At 57.8% G+C, this 13989-nt stretch carries 17 protein-coding genes; 12 read left to right on the top strand and 5 right to left on the bottom strand.

All coding sequences use genetic code 11. The features are described from left to right. The first annotated feature begins 6 nt into the window (after window positions 1-6). From GOV89_RS14790 to GOV89_RS14770, 5 genes are all read left to right on the top strand, one after another. Window positions 7-459, top strand: a complete 453-nt coding sequence (locus GOV89_RS14790; RefSeq protein ID WP_171179064.1) for a DUF6173 family protein — start codon at window positions 7-9, stop codon at window positions 457-459. A 56-nt stretch (window positions 460-515) separates the two neighbouring features. Further along, on the top strand, window positions 516-2357 hold the full coding sequence (locus GOV89_RS14785) for a glycerophosphodiester phosphodiesterase (protein ID WP_348540115.1): 1842 nt from the start codon (window positions 516-518) through the stop codon (window positions 2355-2357). Next, window positions 2344-2883: a hypothetical protein gene (locus GOV89_RS14780; RefSeq protein WP_171179066.1), complete on the top strand. Its 540-nt coding sequence runs from the start codon at window positions 2344-2346 to the stop codon at window positions 2881-2883. Before GOV89_RS14785 ends, GOV89_RS14780 begins: the two co-directional genes overlap by 14 nt. Before the next feature lie 89 nt (window positions 2884-2972). Beyond that, window positions 2973-3107 carry an aa3-type cytochrome c oxidase subunit IV gene (locus GOV89_RS14775; RefSeq protein ID WP_050604020.1) on the top strand — a complete coding sequence of 45 codons (135 nt, stop codon included), beginning with the start codon at window positions 2973-2975 and terminating at the stop codon, window positions 3105-3107. Window positions 3108-3124: 17 nt separating this feature from the next. Then, a complete protein-coding gene (locus GOV89_RS14770) occupies window positions 3125-3757 on the top strand; it encodes a hypothetical protein (protein WP_171179067.1) in 633 nt (210 codons plus the stop codon). Here GOV89_RS14770 and GOV89_RS14765 read toward each other — a convergent pair. Both GOV89_RS14765 and GOV89_RS14760 read right to left on the bottom strand, forming a co-directional pair. Beyond that, window positions 3746-4078, bottom strand: a complete 333-nt coding sequence (locus tag GOV89_RS14765) for an AzlD domain-containing protein (protein WP_171179068.1) — start codon at window positions 4076-4078, stop codon at window positions 3746-3748. The genes GOV89_RS14770 and GOV89_RS14765 overlap by 12 nt on opposite strands. Further along, window positions 4075-4788 carry an AzlC family ABC transporter permease gene (locus GOV89_RS14760; RefSeq protein WP_171179069.1) on the bottom strand — a complete coding sequence of 238 codons (714 nt, stop codon included), beginning with the start codon at window positions 4786-4788 and terminating at the stop codon, window positions 4075-4077. The genes GOV89_RS14765 and GOV89_RS14760 overlap by 4 nt, the downstream gene beginning before the upstream one ends. On the opposite strand from GOV89_RS14760, the gene fdhD reads away from it, so the two are divergent. The 5 genes from fdhD to GOV89_RS14735 are packed head-to-tail and all read left to right on the top strand — an operon-like array spanning window position 4787 to window position 9554. Next, window positions 4787-5728 carry a formate dehydrogenase accessory sulfurtransferase FdhD gene (gene fdhD, locus GOV89_RS14755; RefSeq protein WP_254451534.1) on the top strand — a complete coding sequence of 314 codons (942 nt, stop codon included), beginning with the start codon at window positions 4787-4789 and terminating at the stop codon, window positions 5726-5728. The two genes, GOV89_RS14760 and fdhD, sit on opposite strands and share 2 nt — an antisense overlap. Then, complete coding sequence (gene mobA / locus GOV89_RS14750; RefSeq protein WP_171179070.1) at window positions 5721-6377, top strand: molybdenum cofactor guanylyltransferase MobA; 657 nt, start codon at window positions 5721-5723, stop codon at window positions 6375-6377. Before fdhD ends, mobA begins: the two co-directional genes overlap by 8 nt. Beyond that, the gene (mobB, locus tag GOV89_RS14745; RefSeq protein WP_171238502.1) at window positions 6374-6865 is read left to right on the top strand and encodes a molybdopterin-guanine dinucleotide biosynthesis protein B; all 492 of its coding nucleotides are present in this window, start codon (window positions 6374-6376) and stop codon (window positions 6863-6865) included. The genes mobA and mobB overlap by 4 nt, the downstream gene beginning before the upstream one ends. Window positions 6866-6885: 20 nt before the next feature. Then, complete coding sequence (gene glp, locus GOV89_RS14740) at window positions 6886-8931, top strand: gephyrin-like molybdotransferase Glp (protein ID WP_171238525.1); 2046 nt, start codon at window positions 6886-6888, stop codon at window positions 8929-8931. Further along, a complete protein-coding gene (locus tag GOV89_RS14735; RefSeq protein ID WP_254451533.1) occupies window positions 8928-9554 on the top strand; it encodes a GNAT family N-acetyltransferase in 627 nt (208 codons plus the stop codon). Before glp ends, GOV89_RS14735 begins: the two co-directional genes overlap by 4 nt. On the opposite strand, the gene GOV89_RS14730 is transcribed toward GOV89_RS14735, so the two are convergent. The 3 genes from GOV89_RS14730 to GOV89_RS14720 all read right to left on the bottom strand — a co-directional run bounded on the left by GOV89_RS14730 (window position 9517) and on the right by GOV89_RS14720 (window position 11612). Then, complete coding sequence (locus GOV89_RS14730) at window positions 9517-10512, bottom strand: hypothetical protein (protein WP_171179073.1); 996 nt, start codon at window positions 10510-10512, stop codon at window positions 9517-9519. The two genes, GOV89_RS14735 and GOV89_RS14730, sit on opposite strands and share 38 nt — an antisense overlap. Before the next feature lie 14 nt (window positions 10513-10526). Next, window positions 10527-10997, bottom strand: coding sequence for a transcription elongation factor GreA (greA, locus tag GOV89_RS14725; protein WP_171179075.1), 471 nt, complete (start codon window positions 10995-10997; stop codon window positions 10527-10529). 234 nt (window positions 10998-11231) lie between these two features. Then, window positions 11232-11612, bottom strand: a complete 381-nt coding sequence (locus tag GOV89_RS14720) for a VOC family protein (RefSeq protein WP_171179077.1) — start codon at window positions 11610-11612, stop codon at window positions 11232-11234. A gap of 82 nt (window positions 11613-11694) precedes the next feature. Between GOV89_RS14720 and soxR the strand changes: the two genes are divergently transcribed. Both soxR and GOV89_RS14710 read left to right on the top strand, forming a co-directional pair. Further along, entirely contained in the window at window positions 11695-12150 is a 456-nt protein-coding gene (gene soxR / locus GOV89_RS14715) for a redox-sensitive transcriptional activator SoxR (RefSeq protein WP_171179080.1), read from the top strand. A gap of 136 nt (window positions 12151-12286) precedes the next feature. After that, window positions 12287-13936 carry an electron transfer flavoprotein-ubiquinone oxidoreductase gene (locus GOV89_RS14710; RefSeq protein WP_171238501.1) on the top strand — a complete coding sequence of 550 codons (1650 nt, stop codon included), beginning with the start codon at window positions 12287-12289 and terminating at the stop codon, window positions 13934-13936. Window positions 13937-13989: the final 53 nt, after the last annotated feature.

Raw genomic sequence — 13989 nt, 5'->3', positions numbered from 1 at the left:
AAAAGAATGCAGGACCAGATTGAAACCTCGGCCGAGGCCGCCGAAGCCGCCGCCTTGCCACGATGCCATGAGGTTCATGCCGATCCAAATGCTGAATCCGGCACTAAAACCCTGCCTGAGCCATTGAACAAGCCGGTTGAAACCAAAAGCCCCGCCCAATGGGCGTATGAGCGACTGATCATGTACATCCAGAACTTTGAAAAGACGCTGGATGGCGACCACGAGGTCGCAATGGGCTTTACCGGTGGGGATGCCGGCGTGATGCGGATCGAAGGCATGGGATATTTCGACCCCGATATGATCACGTTCTATGGTTCGGACGGGGCAGGGGCCCGCACGCAATTGGTGCAACATGTCAGCCAGTTGAACGTGATGCTGCGCGCATTGCCCAAATCGGTTGAAGACAAACCCGCCAACCGTATCGGGTTCCGTTTGGCGGCCGATCTGGAAGACAGCTGACTTGCAATTCACGCTTGCGCGCCTTTGAATGAATGCATCATTTCGGAGGCCACAGCGTGAGCAGATTTTTTCAAGCCGTTTCACATGCCTATGCCGGGGCATGGGCCCGGCGTACAGTCTTTGTCCCGATCTATATTGCGGTGCGCCTGCTGCTGATGGCGTTGATTGCGCCGGGTGTCGCAGTGGCGGTCAACCTGGCTGTGTCTTTGTCGGATCAGACGGCGCTGACGGATCAGGACATTGCAATGTTCCTGCTGTCTCCGGCCGGGTTCATCGCGGGTATCGCAGTGCTCAGCCTGTTTTTGCTGGCTGAGGTCTTTGTGTTCTCGGTTATGGCCGGGTCCTTGCGCATGGGCGAAAGCGACCCTTGGCGCGCTGGAAGCGCGGCGCTCGCATTGAACCTGTCCCGCTTTCCGGCGCTGTTTGGGTTTGCGGTGCGGTTTATTCTACGCGTCTTGCTGCTTGCCCTGCCATTTGTGGCCGTTGCAGGGCTGATCGCTTGGTGGACGTTGACGGAATATGACATCAACTACTACCTGACCTTCCATCCGCCCGCCTTTCAGGTGGCGGTGGTCCTCATCGGATTGGTGGTTCTGGCGTTGGCTTGGGTTTTGATCCGGCGTCTGTCCGGTTGGGCGCTGGCGCTGCATCTGGTGCTGTTTGAAGGTGCGTCGCCTCGAGTGGCTTTCTCGCAAAGCGAGCAGAGGATGGAAGGTCAGCGTGGGCGATTGAAGGTCGAACTTGCCCTGTGGCTGGCGACGCGGCTTGTTATTGCGGCTTTGATCGCAGGGGTGGCCAGTCTTTTGTTTGCGCTGGTACCGATACAGGAAGGCGGCAGCCTAAAGCTTGCCTTGATCTTTAGCCTAATCATCGCAGGGCTTTGGTCTTTGGCGGGGTTGGTTCTGGCGGCGACTGCGTTGGGCGCACTTGCCGTTTTGCTGGATGGGTTTTTTGATTCAGACGCCAAGGAAGTTGCTCACCCTGAACCCAGGAAAATCCGCGCGCCCGTGTTTGTAACTGTCGCAGCGGCTCTGGCCGCATTGGGTATTGGCCTTTGGTTCGGGCAGGGCCTGCTGGAACGTGTGCAGGCGCCGGATCATGCCGAGGTGATCGGCCACCGGGGCGCTGCGGCCATACGGCCGGAAAACACCATGGCCGCAGTTCTGAAAGCCATTGAGGATGGCGCGGATTGGGTCGAGATCGACGTGCAGGAAACGGCAGATGATGTGGTCATCGTGGCCCATGACAGCGACTTCATGAAGCTGGCTGGCGTCAACCTGAAGGTCTGGGACGCCACCATGGAGGACGTGGCTGACATCGATATTGGCAGCTGGTTCGGGCCGGAATATGCCTCGGAACGCACACCGACCCTGCGCGAGGTGCTGGAAGCGGCCAAAGGCAAATCCAAGGTTCTGATTGAACTGAAATATTATGGTCACGATGTCGATCTGGAAAATCGGGTGATCAACCTGGTGGAAGAGCTGGGGATGCAGGATGAAATTGCCACAATGTCGCTGAAATACCCAGCCGTGCAAAAGATGAAAAAGCTGCGCCCCGACTGGCGGTCTGGCGTGTTGGCGGCCACTGCCGTTGGGGACCTGTCGGGCCTGGAAGGTGAATTCGTCGCGGTCAATGCAGGGATGGTGACACCGGGGCTGATCCGAAAGGTGCAGGACGCGGACAAGGATATCTATGTCTGGACGGTGAATGACCCGTTGCAGATGTCCAAAATGGCCTCGATGGGTGTAGACGGGTTGATCACCGACCGCCCGGCCATGGCTAACGAAGTTCTGCGCGTGCGTGCTGAAATGGGGCCAGGTGAGCGATTGTTGCTGTGGCTGGCAACAACGTTTGGATTGCAGGTCGATACCGAGGCAATGCGTGATGAAAGCCCTTAATTTAGCATTATTCGTATCATTGCTGCCGCTGCCTGCCTTGTCTCAGGATCTGATGCGCAGTTTTGAGTTGCCGTCGCACCGTGCCCTTGTGGACCAAAGTCTAAGCGCCGAATTGACCGCGTTTGAAACCGACGGCTGTTCGGGCGGACTTTCGGCCAGTTGGCGCTGGGTCGCCAAGCAGTTCCCCCAAGTCGGCGAGCTGTATGAAGAGCACCCGCCATGGGAATATTGTTGCGTGACCCATGACCAAGCCTATCACAACGCGGGCGGCGCGGTGACGGCAGAGGAAAGCTATGACGCGCGTCTTGCAGCGGATGATGCCCTGCATGCTTGTGTGGTGGAACACGGAAATCGTTACGCTGAAGATTATGCCGAGCGTTACGAGATGACACCCAAGCAAATCCGTGACGTGCACGCGATCACTGCGGATGCGATGTATGGCGCCGTTCGATTCGGCGGTGGGCCATGCAGCGGCTTGCCGTGGCGGTGGGGGTTTGGGTATCCGGGGTGCTCGATCCTCAGGTAAGTATACCCTGCGCGCGAATGACGTGGTGACAGGCGTCTGGTTTTCTATTATCCAACAGATCAAACACGCGAACTGGGATTCTGAGACTCATGGCTGAACACAAGCACGGCGAAATGGACATCACCGTCCAAACCAAAACTTTCAACGGTTTCATCAAAGCCACCACATGGTGCGTGGTTGCGATTGCCTTTTTGTGCCTGTTCCTGGCGGTCTTCGCCTCCTAAACAAATCGGGGGCAACTTTGCTCAGGATTTTGATCGCCTGCCTTTTGGTAGCAACCGTTGCGGGCTGTGCGGGCTCTAATCGTCCGCAAGCCGATCAGGCGGAGATTGTCTCGAGGTCTTATAGCGATCCCGGGCCGTCCACGCTGACGCTGTACACAATGATCAATACGCGCACCGGTTCTGGCGCGCACACCTCTTTGATGATTGGCGCAAGCGAACGTGTGATCTTTGATCCGGCGGGGTCGTTTCGAGCTGATGTCGTCCCTTTGAGGAACGATGTTCTTTACGGAATAACACCGGCTGTTGAACGCGCGTATCGAAGTTCACATGCTCGCGAGAGCCATTATGCTCGCATCCAGACGCTGATTGTCACGCCGCAGCAGGCAGAGATAGCGTATCAACTTGCCAAGCAGAGCGGTCCGGTTTCCAGCGCGTTTTGCGCGAATTCAACGGCCCGTCTGTTGCAGCAAGTTCCCGGATTTGAACAGATCGATGTCACTTTCAGCCCGGTAAAACTTTCCGATCAATTTGGGCAGATTCCAGGTGTCGTAACGCAGGAATATCGCGAAAATGACGATGCCGATCTGCAAAAAGGGTTGGCTGCAAACAACGCGCTTCTCAATCAGTTGGACGCAGGTTCAAGTCAGTAGATAGAGCAGTCCGTAAAGCGTGGCGGCCCCTGAAAAGATAGCCGCCAGGACGTTCTTGCTGATCAGACCCACAAGCAACGCAACCGCCGCCGCCGACATTCGGGGGATATCCGGTTGCCCGCCGGTCGCAGAAGGCCACACCACCAATGGTGTGATCAGTGCGGGTATAATCGCAACAGCCGTATAACGCAGATGCCGCAGCAGCCAGGGCGGCATAGGGCGATCGCCCACAAGCCCGATAAAGGTAAAGCGCAGTGCGTAACTGCCCACTGCCAGGCCCACAATAATGATCCACATGGTGGTCGGGTCGATCTGGGTCATGACGGCGACCTCCGTTCCAGCATCAGTTCGGCTTGTGCACCGGCCATCATCCCGGCCATCCCGGCAATCAACAGACCCAGATTGTACGGCACACCCACCGTCAGAAGCGCGACGACTATGGCGACCAGGGCCGCAATTACATGTGCCAGGGTGCGCATCATCGGACCGACCATGGCCAGAAAAGTAATCGGCAGAGCAAAATCCAACGCCCAGCTTTCCGGGATTTGTGCCCCTAGGACAGCGCCGATGATGGTCGCCAAGATCCAAAGCGGCGTGATCGGTGTAACCGAGCCGAAAAAATATGCCATGCGCTGTGGGATCGTCAGGTCAGGTTCTTTCTCGAACCGCACAATCGAACAGGCATAAGACTGATCGACGATCAGGTAGGCGGCACAGGCGCGCTGCCAAAGTGGGGCCGCACCCAGATAGGGCGTGAGCGACGCGGAATACATCGCGACCCTCAGGTTCACGGCCAGTGCCGAGATCAACACGATTATTGTTGGAGTTTGATCCTGTAAAAGTTGCAGCGCCGTGAACTGGGCGGCTCCGGCAAAAACGGTGGCCGAAAAGGCGATGGTTTGAACAATATCCAACCCGGCTTCGGTCGCGAAAACGCCGAACAACAGGCCAAAAGGGACAGCGACAAAGACAAAAGGCGTCCCGTCCCGAAAACCTTTCCAGAAGTATGACTTGGATGTGGCAGCGGCCATGGCTAAATCCTATGGTGACGCCAGCAGCAGTAACTGTCTTGGGAAGGGGTTGCAATTGGCCACGAAATTCGACCTGTCGGACTATCTTATCGCCCCTGATCCGGGCGCTGCTCGCCTGACCCGAGCGGTCGAGGGCACAGACCAGAACGGCGAGGCCAGCCAGATCTCGGTGGTCGAAGAACGCCCGTTGACGATTTTCCTCAATTCCCAGGAAATCGTGACGGCGATGACAATCGGCGACTATCCCGAATATCTGGCGCTGGGCTTTCTGCGCAACCAGGGGATGCTGTTGGCGGATGATGAGATTACCCGCGTGGACTACGACGACGATCTTGAGACCGTTGTTGTGCGAACAGCGCGTGAGACATCGTATGAGGACAAGCTGAAGAAAAAGACACGCACCAGTGGGTGCGCCGTTGGAACGGTGTTCGGCGACATGATGGAGGGGCTTGAGGACGTGCAATTGCCGCAGGTTCAGGTGCGGACCTCATGGCTCTACGATCTGGTATCCAAGATCAATCGCACGCCGTCGCTGTATCTTGAGGCGGGCGCAATTCACGGCACGGTCCTGTGCCGCGAAAACCGCCCGCTGGTCTATATGGAGGATGTGGGCCGCCACAACGCCGTTGACAAGATCGCAGGTTGGATGTTGTCCGAAGGCGAAGGTGCGGCGGACAAGATCCTTTACACCACCGGTCGCCTGACATCCGAGATGGTGATCAAAACGGCTATGATGGGTATCCCTGTATTAGCGTCTCGTTCGGGTTTCACCGCTTGGGGCGTCGAGATCGCGCGCGAGGTTGGCCTGACCCTAATCGGCCGGATGCGCGGACAGCGCTTTGTCTGCCTGTCGGGCGAGGACCGCCTGCTGCGCGACGTGGACCCGTCAACCGTAGCGGTCGAGGAAAAAAAACATCGTCGGAAGAGTGCCAATGAGTGATAAGATAAAAAAACCTCTGGGCATCATCCTCGCAGGAGGACAGGCGACCCGGATGGGCGGCGGTGACAAGGGCCTGTTGCAGATCGATGGGCAAAGCTTGATCTCTCATGTGATCGAACGCCTGTCCCCACAGGTCAGTGGGCTGGCTCTGAATGCCAATGGCGACCCCGAGCGGTTTTCCGACCTGAACCTGACTGTGCTTCCTGACACAATCGAAGGGTTCGCGGGGCCTTTGGCCGGGGTGCTGGCCGGGCTCGATTGGGCGGCAGAACAAGGCGCGGGCAGCATTGTGACCGCTGCTGCTGACACGCCGTTCTTCCCACGCGATTTAGTGGTGCGATTGCAAGATGCGGCAGAGGGGCAGGTGCACCCTCTGGTTTTGGCGACGACTCCGCGCACCGGCGACGAGGCGCTGAAATCTGGCGGCGGCAAACGGGTCAACCGGCATCCGACCTTTGGCCTCTGGCCAGTCGCGCTGCGCGATGATCTGCGAGCGGCGCTGACGGATGGGCTGCGCAAGGTGGTGCTGTGGACCGATAAACATGATGGGCGAGAGGCTTTGTTCGATGCCGACCCGTTTGACCCGTTCTTCAACGTCAATACGCCCGAAGATCTGGATCGCGCCCGAACATTGTTGGAGCAGGCATGAGGGTCTTTGGCGTCACTGGCTGGAAGAATGCTGGCAAAACCGGACTGATGGAACGGCTGGTGGCCGAGATCACAGGCCGGGGCTTTACGGTGTCGACTGTCAAACATGCGCATCACAGTGTCGATGTGGATCAACCCGGCACCGACAGTCATCGCCACCGCATGGCTGGGGCCAGCGAAGTGCTGCTTGCCTCAGGTCAGCGAATTGCCGTGATGCAAGAGCTGCGCGGCACGCCAGAGCCACCTTTGGCCGATCTTTTGGCCCGGCTTTCACCGGTTGATCTGGTGCTTATTGAAGGTTTCAAGCGCGAAGATCACCCAAAGGTCGAAGCTTTCCGCGCTGTGGCGGGCTATGCGCTTATGGCCCCCGAGAACGCGACCATTAGGGCAGTGGCCAGTGACATTCCGCTGGACTTGGATCGCCCGGTTCTTGATCTGAATGACACGGCAGCGATCGCGGACTTCATCCTGAAAGAGGTCGGTTTGTGAGCTTGTTCCAGACCTTTGCCATGGTGGATTGGTCTGGTGGAAACGACACCGGGCCGACCCCGCGCAAAGATGCAATTTGGGCCTGTACTGCGCGCGAAGGGCACGTTTTGCAGCCTGAATACCAGCGCAACAGGATGGTCGCCGAAAAGTGGCTTGAGGCTCTGATCCGTACCGAGCTTGAGGTCGGTCGTCGCCTGTTTTTGGGGTTTGATTTCCCGTTTGGCTATCCGGCAGGGTTTGCCCGGGCGATGACGAGTGCAGACGATCCACTGGCTTTGTGGGATTGGTTCGAAGGGCATGTCGAGGACACACCCAAGGCGAACAACCGTTTTGATCTGGCAGGCCGGATTAACCTGAAGTTTGGCGGAAAAGGCCCGTTCTGGATGAACGGTTTGCGTCGTGACATCAATGGTCTGCCGCGCAGGAAAACCGACTATTCCAACCCTTTCCCGGACCGTCGCGTTGTAGAAACCCTGGCCAAGGGCAGCTTCACCTGCTGGCAGATGGCAGGTGCGGGGGCTGTTGGCGGGCAGGTGATGATGGGGCTGCCGGTTCTGAACCGCCTCCGCCGTCGGTTTGCGGGGAAGATCGCGGTCTGGCCGTTTGAGCCATTGGACAAACCGGTTGCCTTTGTAGAGATCTGGCCGTCTCTGACCCTTGGAGCGTCGCCAGCGGGGCAGATCAAGGATGCCTGGCAGGTCGAACAGGTCGCCTTGACTCTGTCACGTTTGACAGAGCAGGAGTTGGATGCGCAATTGAATGTCTCAGCGGCAGAGGAAGGTTGGATATTGGGTGTAGCTCAGGACAAGCCGAACATAGCCCCGTCGCCATTGCGAAACGATTGTTTCGCGTTGCCTGCCGGGGTGGAGTGGACACCTGTAGACGAGGCATTGGCCTATCTGCGCGACAGATTGCATCCGATCACGTCAGTGGAAACGCTTGAGCTGTCCAAGGCAAGTGGCCGCATTCTGGCCGAGGATGTGATCGCCCAACGCTCAAATCCGCCCCAGCCTAACACGGCAGTGGACGGGTTCGGGTTTGCGGGTCCCGTCCCGGATGGCACGCAGGTCATGCCGTTGATTGATGGGCGCGCGGCGGCGGGAATACCGTTTGACGGTTCAGTCCCCGAAGGTCGGGCTTTGCGTGTCCTGACGGGCGCAGCACTGCCTGATGGTGTGGATACGGTTATTCTGGAAGAGGATGTCACGGTCAAAGACGGGCATATTGCCTTCCGCGGTCCGCTGAAAAAAGGCGCGAACACGCGGCGCGCGGGTGAAGATGTGATGGCAGGTGATGTGGCTTTGCCCGCCGGGCGTCGGTTGACTCCTGCCGATCTCGCGTTGCTGTCTGCTGTGGGTATCGCGCAGGTGAATGTGCGTCAGCCGTTGTGTGTGGCGGTGGTCTCGACCGGTGATGAGTTGATCGAACCCGGAGAAAGCGCAGGTCCGGGACAGATTTTCGATGCCAACCGCCCGATGCTGCTTTCGTTGATCGAACGCATGGGATTTGTGCCTGTTGACATGGGGCGTGTTGCAGATGATCGGAATGCTTTGCGGGACCGGTTGGACCAAGCCTCAGCACAGGCTGATGTGATCCTGACCAGCGGAGGCGCATCAGCAGGCGATGAAGATCATGTGTCCGCCCTGTTGCAAGAGGCGGGGGCGATGCAGCACTGGCGGATCGCGTTAAAGCCGGGGCGCCCGCTGGCTTTGGGTTTGTGGGCAGGCGTGCCGGTGTTTGGCCTTCCGGGCAACCCGGTGGCTGCCATGGTCTGCACCCTGATCTTTGCACGCCCCGCTCTGGGCCTGATGTCGGGCGAAGGCTGGGCGGAACCGCAAGGGTTTGAGGTTCCGGCCGCCTTTGAGAAAAGCAAAAAACCTGGCCGCCGTGAATACCTGCGTGCAAAGGTGCGAAATGGGAGGGTCGAAGTGTTTCATTCGGAAGGCTCGGGCCGGATCAGCGGGCTCAGCTGGGCCGAAGGACTGGTTGAAATCGAAGATGGTGCGCGGCACATCAAACCGGGCGATACAGTGCGTTTCATTCCGTATGGGAGCTTTGGTATTTGACCATTGCGATTTCATCAGGCTTTGCTGATCACGAACGCTTGCATGCAGCGGCGCTGTTCTGGCAGGCGTTCTCGCCCAAGCTGTACAAGGTCATGGGGCCAGATGAAAAAGGTTTGGCTTTCTTTGAAATCGCTTTGAACCCGAATTTCGCGCTCGTCGCGCGAGATGAAACAGGCCGTATGTTGGGGCTGGCAGGGTTCAAAACGCGCGATGGCGGTTTGGCCGGTGGCAGTATGTCTGATCTTGCGGGAACCTATGGCTGGTTCGGGGCAGTGTGGCGCGCCTGCATATTAAGCCTGCTGGAACGTGAACTGAAACCGGGGGTATTTCAGATGGATGGCATATTTGTCGCCGCTGATGCCCGTGGCAAAGGTGTGGGTACGGCCCTTTTGAATGCTATTAAACAAGAGGCCAGAGGCCAGGGCATGTCAGAGGTTCAGCTGGATGTGATCGATACAAACCCGCGTGCACGCGCTTTGTACGAGCGCGAAGGATTCCGGCCAGTGGGTGAGGAAAAACCGGGCCGCTCAAATACCTCTTCGGCTTTAGCAGCGCGACAAAGATGTCCTGGCCTGTGGAAACGTCCTAGTCGAAGGTTCCGGCCACACGGCCCAGCAACATAAAGGCCCTTGCAGTACGCGTTTCACCCAGCGCGCTCAGTTCTGCATCGCTTGCGGTGGGTTCGAACTCGGCCATCATCTTGTCGAAGCGACGCAAGAAGTGATGGGCTGCATCGCGGAAAATCGGGTCCTGTTTCATCCGTGCTGCGGTCAGCGCCAGCGAGGATCTGTCGCGCACGCCCCCCAACGCGGCAACCGCGCGACCACGTGTACCTTGGGCAAATTGGCGCCAGACTTCTGGCCGGGCCATATCGGGGCGCAGGTCATCCATATAGATGCCTTCCTGGCTGAGCAGCGTCAGAACATCCTGTGAGGCTTGTACAATTTGCGCTGTCTTTCGATCTTTTAGCGCCACACGCAGTGCATTGAACCCTTCGGTGTCATCCTGTGTTTCTGGAAAGTTCAGTGCGCGTAGAAAGACCGGGGTGCTGAGCGGCGGTGCGATCTCTTCCGCAGGCGTTCCCAGTTCCAGTGAGGTCTGATCGCCCGGAACGGGCGCTTGCCCCGATCTTGCAGTCGGAGCAGCGCGCTTGGTCGAGAACGTCGCCAGCGCATTTTCGGTTTTCCGGGTGGTCGCCGCGATCTCGTCCAGCTTTTTCGTCACCGCTGGCTCATAGGTACTAGAGGCCCGCTGTTGCTGCGCGACATACGCCTGCCGAATGGCATCAATCGCTGTTTGCAGCCGTGCGCTTTCTTCACGCATGACCCGGCTGGCACGCATTGCCGTGGCCGCAACCCAGATCATGGCCACGGGCATGAACACCGCCAGGAAGGTAACAATAAAGCCACCGTTTTGGCCCTGTTCCGGAAGCACCAGAAAAACGACCGACACCACCAGCCAGATCAGGCTGAGCACCAGTGCGGCAATCTCAATTTCAGTGACGGCCGACGCTTTCGGGCGATCATAAATGCCCAGCGAGGTCGGTTTTTCGGTTTCCGGGTCAGGATTGGGCGCGGACATTTCATGCGCTCCGGTTAGGTGTACTCGATACTCAGGATTTCATAAGAACGCACGCCACCGGGGGTACGCACTTCGACACTGTCCCCTTCCTCTTTACCAATCAGGGCACGAGCGATGGGGGATTTGATGTTCAGCAGGCCAGCTTCGATATTGGCTTCGTATTCGCCAACGATCTGCCAGGTCTTTTCCTCATCGGTGTCTTCGTCGACCAGAGTCACCTTTGCGCCAAACTTAACAGAACCGGACAGCTTTGCCGGGTCAATGACATCGGCCAGCGACAGGATACCTTCCAATTCCTTGATGCGGCCTTCGATGAAACCCTGCTTTTCACGTGCCGAGTGATATTCAGCGTTTTCCTTCAGGTCGCCCAGCTCGCGTGCCGAGGCAATCGCCTCGATGATCGCCGGGCGTTCAACGGATTTGAGGTTCTTCAGCTCAGCCGCAAGCGCGGCATTGCCCGCAGGCGTCATCGGGATCTTTTCCATACTCTCTACGTCCACGCATAAATTGAGTCGCCCCGCCGCACAGAAGCGTCGGGGCGAATATTAGGTTGGCAATTACCTGACCCAAATACCACGTGAATTGCAAGAGGTGACAGTGGTTACAGCGATCAATTCGCGACTTCGCGCCGTCGTGCGGATTTTGGGTGCGGTCTGTGGCGATGATCAGGGTGCCGAGACCTGTGCCATCGCTGGGAAGGGGCGTAAAGCCACATCATCTCAATCATATTGCACAACCTCGAATTCGATGCCGTTGTCGTCGCGGAAATAGAACCGACGCCCTGGTTCATAATCCGCGTGGTTGTGCGGCTCGAACCCAGCAGTTCGAACCTTGGCTTCGGTCGCATCGATATCTTCAACCAGAACGCCCACATGATTGAGGCCGCCAATGACATCATAGCTGCTTTCGCCCGAAGGTTTCGGTTCATCCGGTTTGTACAGCGCCAGGTAAGTATGGGCCGATCCGACATGAACCGTGTAACCACCTGCAATTGCGGGTCCTTCCCATCGGGTTTTCCAATCAAAGACCTGCTCCATCCAAGCGGCTGAAGCCTGCGGATCGCGGACTGTGAAATTTGTATGCTCAAGCGTTGCCATCATGGGATCTCCTGTTTTTAGGCTTGTCCCGACTCAAGCTAATTTCTAAACCTAACTTTAGGTCAAGGTATTTTTTGAGGATGTGATGGCTGTTTCAGAAGGGCTGGCAATCGGCGCATTGGCCCAGCGTACCGGGTTGGCAGTATCGGCTATCCGGTATTATGAGGCGCAGGGTTTGATATCGCCCTGGCGCAACTCGGGCGGGCAGCGGCGCTATCAGCGAGCCGACATTCGGCGGTTGAGCTTTGTGATGATTGCGCAGCAGTTCGGTTTGACCCTGCCGGAAATCCGCGAAGTGTTGTCGGTCCTGCCGGGAAACCGTACGCCGACACCGCAGGATTGGAAAGCCATCGGCGTTCAGCTTCGTGCCCATCTGGATCAACGAATCGATACGTTGACGCGGTTGCGCGACAATCTGGATGGGTGCATCGGATGCGGGTGTCTTAGCCTGCCGAAATGTGCGCTTTACAACCCCGATGACCGGGTAAAATCCAATGGTAGCGGTCCCAGGTATCTGATGGGGGACACACCAGAAGCTTGAAGTGTCGAATAGCGGCATTGTTACGCCGTGTTTCGATTGACCAAGGTCTTTGCAACCATGTAATCAGCCGTGAAACAAAATTGCGCCGACCACATGTAGAAAGCGCCAATTCGGAAAGTTAGCTAAGGAGCCCGCGATGGCCGAGATTGAACGCGAAGCGATGGAATACGATGTGGTGATCGTGGGTGCAGGCCCCGCGGGCCTGTCGGCGGCCATCCGTCTGAAACAGCTGGATGCCGACCTGAACGTCGTGGTTCTGGAAAAGGGCTCGGAAGTTGGCGCGCATATCCTGTCGGGTGCGGTGCTTGACCCCTGTGGTCTGTACGCGCTGATCCCGGACTGGAAGGAAAAAGGCGCTCCGCTGAACGTGCCCGTGCACGAAGACAACTTCTTCATGTTGGGTGAAGCGGGCAAACTGCGCATCCCCAACTTCCCGATGCCGCCGCTGATGAATAACCACGGCAACTACATCGTTTCGATGGGCAATGTCTGTCGCTGGATGGCAGAGCAGGCCGAAGAGCTTGGCGTTGAAATCTTCCCGGGAATGGCGTGTTCGGAACTGGTCTATGGCGAAAACGGCGAAGTCAAAGGCGTTGTCGCCGGTGTCTTTGGCCTGGAAGCTGACGGCTCGTACGGGCCTAACACCGAGCCGGGGATGGAGCTGCATGGTAAATATGTCTTCCTGTCGGAAGGCGTGCGCGGCTCGCTGTCCAAAGAAGTTATCGCCAAATATGAACTGCAAGCCGGTAAGGACGTGCAGAAATACGGCGTTGGCATGAAAGAGATCTGGGAGATCGACCCGGCCAAGCACAAGGAAGGTTCTGTCACGCACACGATGGGCTGGCCGCTGGGCAGCAACGCGGGTGGCGGATCGTTCATCTATCATCTTGAAAACAATCAGGTCTATGTCGGTTTCGTGGTTCACCTGAACTACAAGAACCCGCATCTGTATCCCTACATGGAATTCCAGCGCTTCAAGCACCATCCGATGGTTGCCGATCTGCTGAAGGGCGGCAAGCGCGTGGCCTACGGTGCGCGTGCTATTACCGAGGGCGGATATCAGTCGATGCCGAAGCTGGTCGCACCCGGTGTGGCACTGCTGGGCTGTTCAGCTGGGATGGTCAACGTGCCTCGCATCAAGGGCAACCACAATGCGATGCTGTCGGGCAAGGCAGCGGCAGAGGCTGCCTATGACGCGATCAAGGCTGACCGTTCGGGTGACGAGTTGACCGCATACGAGACAGATGTGCGCGACGGTCCGATCGGCAGCGATCTGAAAAAAGTGCGCAACGTCAAGCCGATCTGGTCGAAATGGGGTCTGACCGCATCGCTGATGTTGGGTGGTCTGGACATGTGGACCAATACCATGGGCTTCTCGATGTTCGGGACGGTCGGACACGGAAAGAACGACGCAGACTCGACCGAAGATGCCAGTAAGCACGCGCCCATCGACTATCCCAAACCCGATGGTGTGCTGTCATTTGATCGCCTGACCAACGTGTCTTTCGCGGCGACCAATCACGAGGAAAGCCAGCCCTGCCACCTGCGTTTGGCCGACCCCGAGGTGCCGGTCAAAGTCAACCTGCCCAAGTTTGACGAACCAGCGCAGCGCTATTGCCCCGCTGGCGTATATGAGGTTGTCGAGGACGAAACTGCGGGCCCGCGATTCGTCATCAACTTTCAGAACTGCGTGCACTGCAAAACCTGCGACATCAAGGATCCCAGCCAGAACATCACCTGGACAACGCCGCAGGGTGGGGATGGCCCGAACTACCCCAACATGTAAGCAAAAAAGCGGGCACTGGCAGGGTCGTGAAGGCTCTGCCATTGCCTCTTGCC

Origin of the sequence: Ruegeria sp. HKCCA5763, from assembly GCF_013034545.1 — a bacterium.
GTDB lineage: Bacteria > Pseudomonadota > Alphaproteobacteria > Rhodobacterales > Rhodobacteraceae > Ruegeria.
The sequence above is the reverse complement of the archived record's forward strand: the minus strand, read 5'-3'. Positions and strand labels throughout refer to the sequence as shown.